Origin of the sequence: Polluticoccus soli (assembly GCF_029269745.1) — a bacterium.
In the GTDB taxonomy this organism is placed as follows: Bacteria; Bacteroidota; Bacteroidia; order Chitinophagales; family Chitinophagaceae; genus Polluticoccus; species Polluticoccus soli.
Genome location: NZ_JARJHT010000002.1, coordinates 1,111,970 through 1,126,228, shown reverse-complemented (window position 1 = coordinate 1,126,228; position 14,259 = coordinate 1,111,970). Strand labels below are relative to the sequence as shown.

Below are 14,259 nucleotides of genomic sequence, written 5' to 3'. Positions count from 1 at the left end.
GAAAATGAATACGAAGCTAAAATTTGTTGTGATATGTCTTTCGTTGGCGTCTGTAACTGTATGGGCGCAAACGAAAGATAAGAAGACAGACAAGCCGGTAAAACGCATTCCAGTTTACCTGGGGCGGTCGACTGTCTCTGATGGTAAGCTGAGCAAAAAGACTTTTGATTCATTGTTGAAACAAGGGCTCACGTCGCGCGATTCCCTTGGGATGCCATATGGCGTCGACGGATTTGCACTCACCTATGGCGAGCGCAATCTCTATGAGGATTCAGTAGGCAACCTGATGTGGGTGACCGACCACTTGGTGGAATATTGTATGGGTGATAGCCTGACCACGTTTCTTCTGAATAACATCACAGAACGCTCAAAACCAGGCGATACTGTATATTTTGACCAGATCACAGTGCGCTCAGCTGCGGGCAAAGCTTCTCCCGGTAAAGCAATGCGGCTGGTGTTGACAAAGTAGTGGTTAGAGAACTAGTTCACTAAGAGCAGGTTCACGCTACGCTGTAGAATGTTGAAGGCTATCTCAGCCATCAGGTTTTCTTTATCCAGCGTTGGGTTTACCTCTGTCACCTCGAAGCAGCAGATCTTATGGTTTTGCATAAACGAAGCTATAAGGTCTTCTGCTTCTCTTTCTTTCAGCCCGTTGCTTACCGGTGTGCCTGTGCCGCGCGATATAGAGCTGTCAAGGCTATCTACGTCAAACGAAACATAGATATCATCGCAGGCGCTTAGATGGAGTAGCGCAGAACGTACTACACTCTCCACACCTTTACGACGCACTTCCTGTGTTGGAATTACTTTGATGCCATATTTCTTGATCAGGTGTTCTTCTTCCTTTTCAAAATCGCGCATGGCAATGTAAACGATGTCTGACGGCTGGATCTTTGGCTCGATCTTGCCTATGCTTTTCAGCTTATTCCAGAATTCTACGGTTTGTGCGTCAGGGTTGTGTACCTGGCTCTCTATGTTATCCTCGGCAAGGGCAGTAGCGAGTGGCATACCGTGCATGTTGCCTGATGGGGTAGTATAGGGCGTGTGCAGATCAGCATGTGCGTCTATCCATATTACACCTAGCCTGTTCTTAGGACGTGCCATTTTGATGCCTGCAATAGTACCACCCGCGGTGCTGTGATCACCAGCCAGTACCAGTGGGAACAGTCCTGATTTCAAAGTGTCGGCAACACTTTTTGCCACACGCTCATACATGGTATAAACACCTTGTATACGCTTGGCGTAGGGCGATGCTACCGGTTCGTATAAAAGACGGTTCTCGTTCTCTACCTGTTCAGAAGGAAAGTTTACAAAAAAGCTGCTCATGTAGTCGAGCGCCGCTATTCGTATGGCATCTATGCCGAGGCTTGCGCCTCTTGTTCCTGCTCCTATCTCAGATCTTACTTCTATGATCTTAATATTACGCATATGCGTCAAAGATATTAAATGCGATGCGCTTCAGCAAAAGCGCCAGTGTTAGAATGGATAGCCGATGGATACGGTAAGCACGAGGTTTTGTTTTGCCCAGTCTTTGTAGCCAAAAAATTCGTCGAGTGCCCAACCACGGCGGATCAAAGTACCATTTACATCGCGCGCTATCTCGTCATCAGGAAGGTAAAAAGGCCGTTTTATCGGTATACCTACGTCCGCTCTTACGAGAAAGAAACCCGCAACATCTATCCGCGCACCTGTGCCAACGTTAATTGCAATATCTCTGCCCAGGTTTTTAAATTGGAATTCTCCATCTGGATAGTCGCGTGTACTGTCTGCAAGCCAAATGTTTCCCGCATCGGCAAATAAGGCACTTTTCAAGTTCATCGCACCACCAAACAGGCGTACTACATCAAAACGGTACTCACCGTTTAGCTCCAGCCTTATGTCGCCCGTGCGGTCTACTACGTTCGTTCCTTCATCGGGCGTAACATCAACATAGCTGCCTGGCCCAAGTGTGCGTATACGGAAGCCGCGCATACTATAACCACCACCAACGTAATATTGTTTCAGGTATGGCAACGTTATCGAGTTGCCATAAGGCAAACCTATGCCGCCAATAAAGCGGAATGCCCAGGCTGAATGTCGTCGTGGTACGAAGTGTTGTGCGTCAAAGTCAAACTTGAGGTACTGCGAATACGAGCTGTCCAGTTTTGGAATGAAGGTGTTCAGACCACGAAGAATACCTCCTGCTTCTTCCAAACCAAGACGCGCGTAGAAATAATTTTTACCCAGTCGCTTTTCGCGGTCGGTGAAAATGAATGCAACGTTTTCCCCTTCAATGAATGTTTCTGTATAGGCGTTTCGTAGCCAGCTGTTGGTTCTTAGCAGGTTGTTGAATGAATCTGTAACAACCGGAAGACGGATAACGTTGGCAAAGATGGGCGTTAGCTCCCAGTTCTTGGTAGATGTTTCCCGCCATTTATACCTAAAGTTGGCCGAGGAGTTGAGCACAGTAAAGTATTTCACACGTTCCTGTATGGCCGTGCCCAAGTTGATCTCGGTACGCGGAATATTCTTTTTACTAATAGTGTGAGAACGGAACGGCAGGAGGAATTTTGGAAAGTCTATGCCCGCATTTACACTAAGCGTACGGGTCAGCATATGAAAACGGTCAATGAAGTTTTTACCGATGGTATCATGCGTCATTTCGATGCCGCCTGCTGCTGTCAGCGTCAGCATGTTTCCACCACGGCCAAAGTTTCGGTTGCGCAAACTTACAGACAGGGCATTTCCCAGCTGGTAAATTGAACCGTTTGATACCTCTAGGTTTGTATTGAAATCGAATTTCTGGGCCGGTGTAAGGAACACGTTAGCATTCAGCCAGCCCGGACCGCGTGTGGTGTCTTCGCTGAAGCTAATACGGATGGATTGGAACGATCCTAATTCATTGAGTTTATTGACAGTCTGGTCATATTCCTTCTGCGAATAATAGCGGTCGGGCTCGAGGAATAGGTGTCTGTAAATGATGTTCTCGCGTATATAATAGTCGTGATACTTGAATGTGACCTTGCCAATGGCCCTTTGGATCATTGTGGTATCGCGGAAGTCAGATCCTCCCTTATAGTCGGGAAACACCCGCACGCGGCTAATGCCATACCGGTAATACGAACTCGGATCTTCATCGGCGCGGATGATGATCTTGATATCCAGCGTTGGCTTGCGTTCATTTTTTTGAAACGCCAGCACATTGATCGCGTCCTCTATCAGGTTTTCATCGCTTCTCAACATGCGCTTGTTAGCTGTATCCAGCTCAAAGCTGATGTTATTGTTCGATATCTTATAATACCCCTGGTTGCGTAATACGGTTATTAGTCGTGTTCGTTCTTCTTCCAGCAGGGTATAAGTAAACTCTATCCCCGGTTTCAACACAGTGGCTCCTTCATTCAGTAGAACGAAAGAATTGATGGTGCTATCGTCGATATCATAAATACGGTTATTGATAAGGTAGTTGCTTCCCGTATTTACGAAATAGGTGACATAGGCTTTTTTGTCTTTAAACTTTGTGGTATCTGTAACCTTAGAATAAAAATACCCCTGGTTAAACAGGTAACTGCGCATGTTCAGCGCCGAGCGTCGCTTTGAAGCACTATCGTAAATAACCGGCGCCTCAACTGTTTTAGTACGTACCTGGTAGTGCCCGCTATCGTGCTGAAATTTGTTATAACGCCAGTTGTAAAAAATCAGCTTATACGGAATGCCAAGGAATTTTGTATTCGGTTTTTGCACGATCAGCGCTTCCAGGTTATCCCTGATCTCGCCCTTGCGTGTTATGTTTTGTTTGGAGTGAAGTTTTACGTCGTTGCTTTTTAGCAGGTATTCACCCTCTTTCAGGTGGCGGGTAATGTTACAACTTCCTGATACAAGCAACACTATCAGTAACGATAATGCCTGGACGGAGAAAACAATTCTTCTATGACTCATGTATCAGGTTAAGACAATTCAGTTAGCTTTGCTCTATGTTGTCGAAGGCGCAAAATAAATATATTCGGTCGTTATCGCTGCAAAAATATCGTAAAGAACACAATGTATTTATAGCCGAAGGCGACAAAATATCCCGTGAATGGCTGTCTTCAGATGCACCCATCCAGCACATAGCTGCGACTTACGAATGGGCCGAAGCTAACCGAGCGCTAATTGACAGGCATGAAGAAGCCACACTTCATATTGTCGACGATATTCAATTGAAGTCTATTTCCACTCTGCAAACACCCAATCACGTGCTTGTAGTAGCACACATGCCAAAACATGATGATGCGATGCCGGCTAATGAGTGGTGTATTGCGCTTGATGAGATTCAAGACCCGGGCAATATGGGTACTATCATTCGCATTGCCGATTGGTTTGGTGTCAAGCACATCATCTGCTCTCCTGGTTGTGTCGATGTTTATAATCCTAAAGTAGTGCAGTCAGCTATGGGCGGACATTTGAGAGTGAACATTCGCACAGCGCCTCTCAATGAATTCTTATCGCAGGCGAATATGCCTGTATATGCAGCTGCCCTCAATGGACAGAACATCTACGAGATTTCGAAACCAGCTTATGGTGTATTGATCATCGGCAATGAATCAAAGGGCATTTCTGATGCCATCCTCGATAAGGCGCAACACAAGGTCACGATCCCGCGTCTTGGCGGAGCAGAGTCTTTGAATGCAGCTGTGTCAGCAGGTATTATTTGTGCCTTGCTTATGGGGCGGTAGGCGCGGGTTTGACTTTAACCTTATGCGGTTTACTCAGGTCGAATAGGCGATTGAAGATATTACCGGTCAGCGTGCCTGCAACTGCACCCACCAGTCCGCCGCATATCACATCCAGCGGAAAGTGCACGCCAACATACACCTGTGCATAGCCGATCATAAATGCCCAGATCATGGTCATCCACCAGATGCCTTTTACTTTGGAGTGTAAGGTTGTGGCCATGAATACACCTAATCCAAAATGATTGGCCGCATGAGCGCTGGGGAAACTAGGGCCGCTTCCGCACGGTACTATACTATGCACCATTGTTTGCAGGAAGGGATTGTTGCAAGGCCTTGTACGTATGAATAAAGGTTTCAGCATAGATGCGCTCACGTAATCGGCAATGGCAAATGTGAGCAGGAAGAAGATGCACCAGATCCATCCCCTGCGTCCAAAGTTCATGGTCATGAACATAAGCAGGAACAGGTAGAGTGGTGCCCAGGCCCATTGGTTGCGTATGTATGGCATGATGGCATCCAGTATATAGTTATGCCATTCGGTGTTCAGGTAATACCACAACCCGTAGTCGAATGTTATAAGTAAGTTCTGGAGGTGCTCTAGCATCAGGCTTTTTTAAAGATCATGATCATTCGCGGCGAATCGGTAGGGTGGTAAGAGTTCAGCTGGTAATCGCCGAAGGTCCCCACCAGCGTCATTTTTGCACGTTTGAACATCTGGATGAAATCAGCCAGTGTAAAAGCGGCTACACTTTCGGTATAGCGCCTATGCTTGCCGTCGGCATCGGAAAAATCTATTGTTTTGAGAATGTGATTCCGTTCCAGTTTACGCGTAATGTGAAACGTATAACTCCCCCTTTGTACGGTCTCTTCCGGCACCAGTCCGCCAAGCACATATTCTTTGTTCAGGTAGTCTACCACCAGCAAACCATCTTTTTTCAGAGCGGCTGCAAACGCTTTGGCGGCCATCATATGGTCGCGGTCGTGGGCAAAATAACCGAAGCTAGTGAAGAAGTTAAAGGCATAGTCGAAGTAGTTAATGTAAAACGGGAAACGCATGTCGTGCACAAAAAACTGCAGGTGCTCTTCCTCAAACTGTTTTGCAGTTTCGATGCTGTGGTGCGACAGGTCGATACCTACTATGTCATACCCATGCTCAGCAAGCTGCACGGCAAAGCGGCCTTCGCCGCAGGCTATATCGAGCATGCTGCTGCCGGGCAGGGGTTGCAGGTGGTCTATCAGCTTTTCTACAAATGCCTGTGCCTCCATTTCATCCCTGTTCTGATACAAAATTTTGTAATAAGGGGACCCGAACCAACTTTCAAACCAATCTGTCGCCTGCGTGACTGCTTCCATGGTGACAAAAGTAAGACGTAACTCCCAAAGCAAGGCACAGCAGTTGGGTATTCGGTTACAAAACAGCTCATCGGTTAAGGCGTGAGCCGCGTACAGCTGAATATTAAGAAGATATGTAATAGCCTTATATGTGGTGTATCACCGCGCGAAAACTTATCTTTGCAGCCAATTTTTAAGTAATGAAGGCAAGTCTCCGTCGTTTTATAGTATTCAATCGCATACCTCTTGCAGTAGTATTGATTGGCCTGGGCTTTTGGCTAGGCTTTTCAGTTACCTGGTGGATCGCATGGCTGCCGTTCCTGGTGGCCATCCTGATGGTTGCTGCTCACTTCCTGATCGGACCAATGACGCTGATACAGGGTTATATTGAGGATGGAGATATGGAAGGTGCTCAGGCGCTGATGAAACGCGTAAAGTACCCGGACCTGCTGTACAAGCCTGTACGTTCGTCTTATTACATGTTGCGCGCCAACCTGTCTACCATGGGCGACGACCTTGACCAGGCAGAAGCTGATATCCGTAAAGGACTGGAGGCTGGTACCGAAAAAGAACTGGAAGGTACTGCCTACCTGCAGCTGGGTTCTATCGCGTACCGCAAAGGCAATACCAAAGAAGCATACGAGAACCTGCGCAAAGCCGTGAAAGCCGGTCTTCCTGATAAAGACAGCGAAGCAACGGCTTACCTGCAACTGTCAAGCATCAGCATGCAGCGCCGCGATTTCCGTGCTGCAAAAATGTACTTTGCAAAAGCAAAATCAATTAAGGCTACCAATCCGCAGGTGGTAGAGCAGGTAAAAGAGCTGAGCAAGTATATTGCACGTATCCCTGGTTAATTAACTAACGAACTTTTATACAAAGCCGCCTCACAAAGCGGCTTTTTTGTTCTGTATAGCAGACAGTATGCTATTGATCCTGAGTCGCTAATTGTGCGGGTATGGCTTTTGAGCTGAGTTGGGAAAGAACGATTGATGAACCAGACGAATAAATGGGCTATACTGTCAGGTGTTATACTCGCCATGTTACTTTCCTCGCTCGACCAGACCATTGTGTCGACCGCCATGCCAACCATAGTACAGGAACTGCACGGGCTTGAACACATCAGCTGGGTATTTACCGCCTATATGTTGGGGTCTACAGTTACGGTACCCATCTACGGTAAGTTGTCCGATATGTTTGGCAGGCGTGTACTCTATTTGTTGGGTATTGGCATTTTCCTGGCGGCGTCTATGCTTTGCGGGCTGTCGCAAAATATGACGCAGCTTATATTCTTTCGCGCACTGCAGGGTATTGGCGGTGGCGCTATGATGGTCAACTCTTTTGCCATCATAGGTGAAGTGTTCCCGCCGGCCGAACGGGGTAAGTTCCAGGGATTTATAGGTGGCATTTTTGGATTGAGCAGCATTGCCGGTCCCTTGCTTGGTGGTTGGATAACGGACAATACAACCTGGCGTTGGGTGTTTTATGTGAATATACCGCTGGGTGTGATCGCGATCGTGGTGTTGCTGGCGACATTGCCGAAGATAGCGCCGCACCACAGGGACAAAACTATCGACTGGCTTGGGGCATTTTTTATTGCCGCTACTCTCATCCCGCTGTTGCTCTCGCTGGTATGGGGCGGTAGCGTGTACCAGTGGAGCTCATGGCAGATCATCAGTTCCCTGGCGTTTGCAGCTGCATCCCTGTTCATTTTCATCCGCGTAGAGGGCAGGGCGCGCAATCCCATATTATCGCTGACATTATTCCGTAACCGCGTATTCATTGTATCGGTTGCTGCTATGTTCCTTACAGCTATGGGCATGTTTGGTGTCATCATTTACGTGCCCATATTTTCCCAAGGTGTTATTGGCGGTTCAGCCACACATGCCGGGCTTGTGCTCACGCCTATGATGCTATCGCTTGTGGTGGCATCCAGCGTTGCAGGACAAGTTATTTCGCGCACCGGCAAGTATAAAGTTTTGGCTATTGCAGGAACAGCTCTTACGGTGGCCGCTTTGTTTTATTTCTCTACTATCGATGAGCATACCTCCAATATTTCTCTCATCGTGCGGATGGTATTGCTGGGCGCTGGTCTCGGCGCTACTATGCCCATCTTCACCCTGGCTGTGCAGAGTGCTTTTCCCATGCAGCGGCTGGGAGAAGTAACTGCTGGTACACAGTTGTTCCGTAATATAGGCGGCACAGTAGGCACTGCTATTTTAGGTGGCATCATGAACAGTAAGCTGACAGAGCAGGCCAGTATGCTGAGAAGCGATCCATTTGTGGCGCAGATGAAGCAATTAAATACAAGCGGCAGCGGTAGCCATTTTGATGGTACCATGCTTCAATCGGTGCTCAACCAGACCAACCAGGAGCATATAAAACAGATGCTGGCTAAGGTGCCGCCTAATATGCAGCAGCAGGTGTACAGCAATTTCGAGCACTTTATTGGGCTTGCTAAGGTGGCATTCAGCGCTGCCGTAGACAGTGTGTTTTTTGTAGCTGCCTGCCTGATGCTGGTGGCGCTGATCGTTGTTTTCTTTTTGCCTGAGATACCATTGCTCAAAGCCAAACACCCGATCGTGGAAGAAGCAGGCATCATGCTGGAGGACGAATTTGGCCAAAGCGACGACGAAGCACAGCCAAGGACATATACAGACACAGAACGGAAATGGCAGGGTGACGGTAACCGCCTGGCTGATTCATGAAATAGAGAAAGCCGCTTTTCAGAGCGGCTTTCTCATCGTATAAGTTCTTTATTGTGGTGTCAGGTGGCAACACTTGACACGGTTATATATTTCCGATCAGAAAACTTCTTTCGCTGAATGCGGGAATACTTGGCGTGCCCTCGTAAAAATAGTTGATCTCGTCGCTCTTATCGGTGAGGCCGAGGCTGTATAATACCGGCACATAATGGTCTGGTGTTGGCGCTGCCAGTTTGCCTAGTTTGTGACTTGTTTCATACTTAACGATGTCGGCAAAATTGCGTGCGTCTATCGTTTTTTTGAGCCACTCATCATACTCGGCTTCCCAGCCATATGGGGTCATGTCGTTGCGGCTCATCTTCTGTCCTGCCAACTGCAGGTTGTGTATCAGCGAACCACTGCCTATGATCAGTACACCTTTCTCGCGCAGCGCCGCCAGTTGTCTGCCTAGTTCAAAATGATATTCCGGTTTTGCATAGTAGTCTATGCTCATTTGGAACACGGGTATGTTGGCTTCAGGAAACAGGTGCATCAGCATAGGCCAGGCGCCGTGATCCAACCCCCAGTCGGTGCTCTCCTTTACAGAAGGCACGATCTTCGCCACCTCGTGCGCTATCTCAGGTGCACCTTTTGCATGGTATTTTACTTCGTAATACTCTTTTGGAAAACCGTAGTAATCGTATATCTGCTGTTGCTCAGGCGATATATTGACATAAGTGCCACGTGTACACCAATGTGCCGACACGATCAATGCCGCCTTCACGTCGAAATTGTTTTGCAAACCCTTACCTAGTTCAAACAGCGCATTCCAGAAAGGGCGCTCGTCTTTGCTCAGGGGTATGTCCATCGGGCTGCCGTGGGACGTGAACAATACCGGCATCTTTCTGCCTTGCTTAGGCAACCCGTCTGTAAAATTTTTAAAGCTGGTGAGCGTACCCGCCGCCGAAAAAGCCAGCATCGTTCTCAGGAAGTCTTTTCGTTCCATGTATGCAAGTTACAAAACATCTATTGTAGGTACATTGGTTGCGGATAAAGATTAACAATAGGGGTATTAAATTGATGTTTATAGCACTTATTTACTACTCCTCATCGCCTTCACGACTTTCAGGCTCTTGTCCTCAGCCATCTTTTTGTATTCGGTCGTTTCGGCTCCATAAATGGCTATGCGACCAGCCTCGTCGCTGTGTACACCCCAGCCATATCGCTTGGTGAGGGGAGAGGTACGAAAACAGGGTTGACCCTTGGAAAAGAATGCTTTGCGCGCTTCAGCCGTTTCGCCTTTTTTGATCCCATTGCGATCGGCATACACCTGGAACAATACGTCGTCGGAAGTGTACTTGTACGGATTGTCATACACCATATCAAACTGCATGTTGGCTACCGTCTTTTTATCGCCCTTCAGTGGTGGCATCTCGCCTGCCTTTACAGGGCAGTCCTCAGCTATCTCGATAAACGCGTTCTGGTAGTTGGTGGTATGCTCTTTCATCTTTCCGGGCTTTACTAATGTAAATTTAAGAAACCGGGGCCACAAGTTTTAGGTCATTTAATGAGTAAAATGTTGTATATTTGTATTTAATAGCATTCTGGATAGATATTGAATGAAGACACTATGAAAACCTATCTTAAAATACCTGGCTTCAATGCTAGCCCCTGGAGATTTTTGGCTTCACGGCGTTTCACTCAAAATAATGAACACCGTTTCGACAACAAACGACAACAAATCAAGCTCCGACAACAAACGTCATTTCCGCCTGCGATCCACTTCGGAAGCATATTACAGCCTAAAATGCTACACGACACCAACCAGAATTCGACATTGGTTTGATAGAAAAACCAACAAAAACCAACAACGGATATTACGAACGATAATATAAACTTATACGCCAAATAAAAAAACGTGTTTCAACGGTATTTTAAGTATCTATATATGTTTACATTTGAAATGGGATAACAACAAACACTCATCATCATTAATCACCACACAACTTCTATTCTATGTTTGGATCAGCAATCGTCGACGTTGGTATTGGTCTTATCGTGGTCTTCATCCTGGTAAGCACCATTTGCACCGCGGTAAGGGAGGGTATTGAATCAATACTCAAAACCCGCGCCGCCTACCTGGAACATGGCATCCGCCAGTTACTGCATGATAAAGGTGGTAACGGACTGGCCAAAGAACTTTACCAGCACCCACTGGTAAGCGGCATTTTTTCTGGCGACTATAAGCCAGCCGACGGTACAGACAAGCCGGGGCTTTGGGCAAGGGGCCGCAACCTGCCTTCGTATATCAACGCGAAGAACTTTTCGCAGGCATTAATGGACATTGCAGCCCATGGTAAGCAAGCCGGTGACATTAACACGGCAACCGCAGGTCAGCCAATCTCGCTCGAGGCGATACGCAAGAACGTGGCTGAGATACAAAACCCGCAAGTACAGCGCGTATTATTGCATGCCGTAAATTCAGCACAGGGAGATATGAACAAGGCGCAAAAAGTTATTGAAGACTGGTTCAACAGCGGTATGGACAGGGTATCGGGTTGGTACAAGCGGTCCACTCAAATGATCATATTCGGCATAGCTGTGGCTGTTGTTGTAAGTATGAACATTAATACTCTCAGGGTTGCTAACTACCTTTCGGTAAACCAATCGGCCCGTGAGCTGGTGGTAAAGGAAGCAGGGACGATAACGGCCAATGGTGCCCCTGTTGATTATAAAGTGGCCGAATCGCATTTGCAGGCTCTTACGCTGCCAATAGGCTGGGATGGCGACCATCCGGCATGGATCAACTCAAGAGGCCAGGGCGGAGCGTGGAACTCATTTTGGGGTGTAGTCCTCGGCTGGCTTATTACGGCCTTTGCTGCCACGCTTGGCGCACCTTTCTGGTTCGATATACTGAACAAAATAATGGTGGTGCGCTCGACAGTAAAACCAAAAGAGAAGAGCCAGGATGAAGGGTCGGAAGACCGCCAGCCAGCGCCTCCAAGGTATATGCAACTACCACAGTCCCCGTTGATAGGGCAACCGCAGCCTACCACGGCAGACAATGGTTCAAAATAGAACAACAAGGGCTACCTTCTCCGGAAAGTAGCCCTTGCAAATTAGATAACAGGATAGGCTATTTTTTGTAGCCCACCTTATGGCCCCAAATGGCGAAATAAAGGATGTAGAGATAGCATGGTATCAGGATCCAGTAAGCAGCCTGGTTGTTCTGCAGATCGGCCAGGTGACCATAGAGCAGCGGTAACACAGCGCCACCTGCGATACCCATGATGAGCAGCGCGGCCCCGGTTTTGGTAAACCGGCCCAGTCCTTTAAGCGACATGGGCCAGATGGCAGGCCACATAATGGAGTGGGCAAGACCAAGGGCGGCAAGGCAGTAAACAGAGAAACGACCGTCGGAGGTCAGTACGCCAATGGTGAACAATATGCCGAGTACAGCACATACTTTCAGCGCTGTTTCCTGCGATATGAAATTGGGTGTAAGCAATATGCCGAGAAAGTAACCGGCTATCATACAGCCCAGGGTGAACGAGGTAAAGAACTTTGCCTCATTGATAGGTATACCGAGGTAGGTGCCATAACTGATGATCGAGTCGCCTGCAATCACCTCCACACCCACATACAGGAAGATGGCAAAAACGCCAAAGAACAGGTACGGGTGTTGGAAGATAGACGTGGTGCGGCTGTCGGCCTTGATGTCAGGGTTCTCCTCTTCGTCGTCAATGTCGGGCAGGGGGGAAATGAGCACCAGCAACGCTAGTACCACCAGTGCTATGGTCAGCACGATATATGGGTTGATGATACGGCGGGCGAGGTCGTCGAGCAACTGGCTTTTAGCAGCCACATCTGCTGCAGAAGCCAGTTTGGTTTTGACCGTGTCAATATCGCCCAGCAGTATAGTGGCCAGTATCAGCGGGCTCAGGATGCCTGCTACTTTATTGGCAATGCCCATGATGCTGATACGACGTGCAGCGCTTTCTTCAGAGCCGAGGATGGTTACATATGGGTTGGTAGCTGTCTGCAGTATTGATAAACCTAGACCTTGTGTAAACAGACCGATGAGGAAAAACGTAAAACTGCGTTGCATAGCCGCAGGTATAAAAATGACGGTGCCAATGGCCATCACAAAAAGCCCCAGGCTCATCCCCTTTTTGAAGCCGGTAGCCCTCAGTATTGCCGAAGACGGCAGGGCCATTACGAAGTAAGAGATGAAGAACGCAAAGGTGACGAAGTATGACTGGAAGTTATTCAGCTCGCAGGCGGCTTTAAGGAAGGGTATGAGTGTACCATTTAGCCAGGTCACAAACCCGAAAATGAAAAACAGGCAGCCTACAAGAAAAAGGGACGTAGTATATGATTGCTTGGTGTTTGACTTCATGCTTTGTAGTGTAATGGACTAAAAATAGTGCAAATGGCGGGAAATGGAAATTTAGATATACACAAATGCAAATGGCGCCCGATGCCGGCGCCATTTAGTAGTACGTGTTATGATGCTTGTTATCTGTATTCTACTATGTACGAGTTAAGTTCCTGTATCTTGCCATCGCGCATTTGGTATACATCGCAAAAAGCGCCGCGCCATTCTTTACCGTCTTTTTGCGTCATGGTCATTTCTCCGTCGCACATTACCATTTCGCCTTCGGCAATCAAGTGCTTGACGGTGAAAACTGGTGGCTGCGATGGCATGTTCGTTTTCATATCCTCGCGGATAGCATCGGCGCCTACAAGGCCGTGTGCGCCTACCATGCTCCACCGTACGTCGTTGGCACAGCTGGCCAGGAATGTTTCCATATCGTTTTTTGCGAAGGCATCATTCACCTTCCGTATGATCTCTTTGTTGTTTTCTGCTGACATAGGTAATTGTTTTAATAGTCTAAAATATGGCAATTGTAGCCGAATTGATTTACAATATTGATGATGGTGTTCGTGCACAACATACCACCTTCTATTCTCAACACCTTGTCACAATCGTCAAGGTCGAAGCTGGGTTTGCTGTTTGGGAATCTTGCCAAGAGGGCATCTGCCAATAACTGTGCTTCTTCGGGTACAGCCACGTCTGTTTTGAAAACCTCTACCATCGCTTTTGTGGTGATCATCATATTATCCCAGGGTTACAGGCGCACCAAAAACAGGTTGTGGATTCTTTGCAGCACGCAGTTTTAAACGCTTATGATAAAATATGTATGATGTAAACAGAAACAACAGCACGACTATCATAAACAGCCATCCGAGATCGTTAGGAGCAATTGATAAAACAGAATACGTGGCGAGAATTATGTCAAAAGCCAGGCCGGCATATGCCCATTCAGTAACACGTGGAAAGCCGGGAACAAGGATGGCTACAATGCCAAGAAACTTAGCAAAGCCGACAAAAGACACGAGGTATTCGGGATATCCCAGGCTTTTGAAGATGCCGATCCAGTCTGGCGTGGCCAGCATGTTAGGAATAGCCGATGATAGCATAAAAGCTACGAATGGTAGTGTAACAGACCAATAAATAATGTTTGTCTTTTTCATGATTATGGAATTTGAGT

Annotated in this window: 15 protein-coding genes; 5 read left to right on the top strand and 10 right to left on the bottom strand. The window is 47.5% G+C overall.

Annotated features, from left to right (window positions below):
* Positions 1-4: 4 nt before the first annotated feature.
* Entirely contained in the window at positions 5-469 is a 465-nt protein-coding gene (locus P2W83_RS15860; RefSeq protein WP_276134742.1) for a hypothetical protein, read from the top strand.
* Between the two features lie 11 nt (positions 470-480).
* Here the strand turns inward: P2W83_RS15860 and P2W83_RS15855 are convergent, their stop codons facing one another.
* Together P2W83_RS15855 and tamL are read right to left on the bottom strand one after the other, a co-directional pair.
* On the bottom strand, positions 481-1,428 hold the full coding sequence (locus P2W83_RS15855; RefSeq protein WP_276134741.1) for an arginase: 948 nt from the start codon (positions 1,426-1,428) through the stop codon (positions 481-483).
* A gap of 48 nt (positions 1,429-1,476) precedes the next feature.
* Entirely contained in the window at positions 1,477-3,915 is a 2,439-nt protein-coding gene (gene tamL, locus P2W83_RS15850; protein ID WP_276134740.1) for a translocation and assembly module lipoprotein TamL, read from the bottom strand.
* Positions 3,916-3,950: 35 nt separating this feature from the next.
* Here tamL and P2W83_RS15845 point away from each other — a divergent pair, with 35 nt between their 5' ends.
* Positions 3,951-4,691, top strand: a complete 741-nt coding sequence (locus P2W83_RS15845; RefSeq protein ID WP_276134739.1) for a TrmH family RNA methyltransferase — start codon at positions 3,951-3,953, stop codon at positions 4,689-4,691.
* Here P2W83_RS15845 and P2W83_RS15840 read toward each other — a convergent pair.
* Positions 4,678-5,295: a phosphatase PAP2 family protein gene (locus tag P2W83_RS15840; protein WP_276134738.1), complete on the bottom strand. Its 618-nt coding sequence runs from the start codon at positions 5,293-5,295 to the stop codon at positions 4,678-4,680. The genes P2W83_RS15845 and P2W83_RS15840 overlap by 14 nt on opposite strands.
* The gene (locus tag P2W83_RS15835; RefSeq protein WP_276134737.1) at positions 5,295-6,044 is read right to left on the bottom strand and encodes an SAM-dependent methyltransferase; all 750 of its coding nucleotides are present in this window, start codon (positions 6,042-6,044) and stop codon (positions 5,295-5,297) included. The genes P2W83_RS15840 and P2W83_RS15835 overlap by 1 nt, the downstream gene beginning before the upstream one ends.
* Positions 6,045-6,223: 179 nt before the next feature.
* Here P2W83_RS15835 and P2W83_RS15830 point away from each other — a divergent pair, with 179 nt between their 5' ends.
* Positions 6,224-6,877 (top strand): tetratricopeptide repeat protein, encoded by a 654-nt coding sequence (locus P2W83_RS15830; protein WP_276134736.1) that lies wholly within the window; start codon positions 6,224-6,226, stop codon positions 6,875-6,877.
* 135 nt (positions 6,878-7,012) lie between these two features.
* The gene (locus P2W83_RS15825) at positions 7,013-8,728 is read left to right on the top strand and encodes an MDR family MFS transporter (protein WP_276134735.1); all 1,716 of its coding nucleotides are present in this window, start codon (positions 7,013-7,015) and stop codon (positions 8,726-8,728) included.
* Between the two features lie 82 nt (positions 8,729-8,810).
* Here P2W83_RS15825 and P2W83_RS15820 read toward each other — a convergent pair whose 3' ends face one another.
* Both P2W83_RS15820 and P2W83_RS15815 read right to left on the bottom strand, forming a co-directional pair.
* The gene (locus P2W83_RS15820) at positions 8,811-9,710 is read right to left on the bottom strand and encodes a dioxygenase family protein (protein ID WP_276134734.1); all 900 of its coding nucleotides are present in this window, start codon (positions 9,708-9,710) and stop codon (positions 8,811-8,813) included.
* Between the two features lie 87 nt (positions 9,711-9,797).
* Complete coding sequence (locus P2W83_RS15815; RefSeq protein WP_276134733.1) at positions 9,798-10,211, bottom strand: DUF6157 family protein; 414 nt, start codon at positions 10,209-10,211, stop codon at positions 9,798-9,800.
* A gap of 509 nt (positions 10,212-10,720) precedes the next feature.
* Here P2W83_RS15815 and P2W83_RS15810 point away from each other — a divergent pair.
* On the top strand, positions 10,721-11,782 hold the full coding sequence (locus P2W83_RS15810) for a hypothetical protein (protein ID WP_276134732.1): 1,062 nt from the start codon (positions 10,721-10,723) through the stop codon (positions 11,780-11,782).
* Positions 11,783-11,840: 58 nt separating this feature from the next.
* Here P2W83_RS15810 and P2W83_RS15805 read toward each other — a convergent pair whose 3' ends face one another.
* From P2W83_RS15805 to P2W83_RS15790, 4 genes are all read right to left on the bottom strand, one after another.
* Positions 11,841-13,103, bottom strand: coding sequence for a sugar MFS transporter (locus P2W83_RS15805; RefSeq protein ID WP_276134731.1), 1,263 nt, complete (start codon positions 13,101-13,103; stop codon positions 11,841-11,843).
* Between the two features lie 119 nt (positions 13,104-13,222).
* The gene (locus tag P2W83_RS15800; protein WP_276134730.1) at positions 13,223-13,579 is read right to left on the bottom strand and encodes a nuclear transport factor 2 family protein; all 357 of its coding nucleotides are present in this window, start codon (positions 13,577-13,579) and stop codon (positions 13,223-13,225) included.
* Between the two features lie 11 nt (positions 13,580-13,590).
* The gene (locus P2W83_RS15795) at positions 13,591-13,824 is read right to left on the bottom strand and encodes a hypothetical protein (protein WP_276134729.1); all 234 of its coding nucleotides are present in this window, start codon (positions 13,822-13,824) and stop codon (positions 13,591-13,593) included.
* A 1-nt stretch (position 13,825) separates the two neighbouring features.
* A complete protein-coding gene (locus P2W83_RS15790) occupies positions 13,826-14,242 on the bottom strand; it encodes a DoxX family protein (protein ID WP_276134728.1) in 417 nt (138 codons plus the stop codon).
* Positions 14,243-14,259 lie beyond the last annotated feature (17 nt).

Bases quoted from the DNA above. Each gene is read 5' to 3' on its own strand.
- P2W83_RS15860 (WP_276134742.1), top strand. From the start codon at position 5: ATGAATACGAAGCTAAAATTTGTTGTGATATGTCTTTCGTTGGCGTCT.
- P2W83_RS15855 (WP_276134741.1), bottom strand. From the start codon at position 1,428: ATGCGTAATATTAAGATCATAGAAGTAAGATCTGAGATAGGAGCAGGA.
- tamL (WP_276134740.1), bottom strand. From the start codon at position 3,915: ATGAGTCATAGAAGAATTGTTTTCTCCGTCCAGGCATTATCGTTACTG.
- P2W83_RS15845 (WP_276134739.1), top strand. From the start codon at position 3,951: ATGTTGTCGAAGGCGCAAAATAAATATATTCGGTCGTTATCGCTGCAA.
- P2W83_RS15840 (WP_276134738.1), bottom strand. From the start codon at position 5,295: ATGCTAGAGCACCTCCAGAACTTACTTATAACATTCGACTACGGGTTG.
- P2W83_RS15835 (WP_276134737.1), bottom strand. From the start codon at position 6,044: ATGGAAGCAGTCACGCAGGCGACAGATTGGTTTGAAAGTTGGTTCGGG.
- P2W83_RS15830 (WP_276134736.1), top strand. From the start codon at position 6,224: ATGAAGGCAAGTCTCCGTCGTTTTATAGTATTCAATCGCATACCTCTT.
- P2W83_RS15825 (WP_276134735.1), top strand. From the start codon at position 7,013: ATGAACCAGACGAATAAATGGGCTATACTGTCAGGTGTTATACTCGCC.
- P2W83_RS15820 (WP_276134734.1), bottom strand. From the start codon at position 9,710: ATGGAACGAAAAGACTTCCTGAGAACGATGCTGGCTTTTTCGGCGGCG.
- P2W83_RS15815 (WP_276134733.1), bottom strand. From the start codon at position 10,211: ATGAAAGAGCATACCACCAACTACCAGAACGCGTTTATCGAGATAGCT.
- P2W83_RS15810 (WP_276134732.1), top strand. From the start codon at position 10,721: ATGTTTGGATCAGCAATCGTCGACGTTGGTATTGGTCTTATCGTGGTC.
- P2W83_RS15805 (WP_276134731.1), bottom strand. From the start codon at position 13,103: ATGAAGTCAAACACCAAGCAATCATATACTACGTCCCTTTTTCTTGTA.
- P2W83_RS15800 (WP_276134730.1), bottom strand. From the start codon at position 13,579: ATGTCAGCAGAAAACAACAAAGAGATCATACGGAAGGTGAATGATGCC.
- P2W83_RS15795 (WP_276134729.1), bottom strand. From the start codon at position 13,824: ATGATGATCACCACAAAAGCGATGGTAGAGGTTTTCAAAACAGACGTG.
- P2W83_RS15790 (WP_276134728.1), bottom strand. From the start codon at position 14,242: ATGAAAAAGACAAACATTATTTATTGGTCTGTTACACTACCATTCGTA.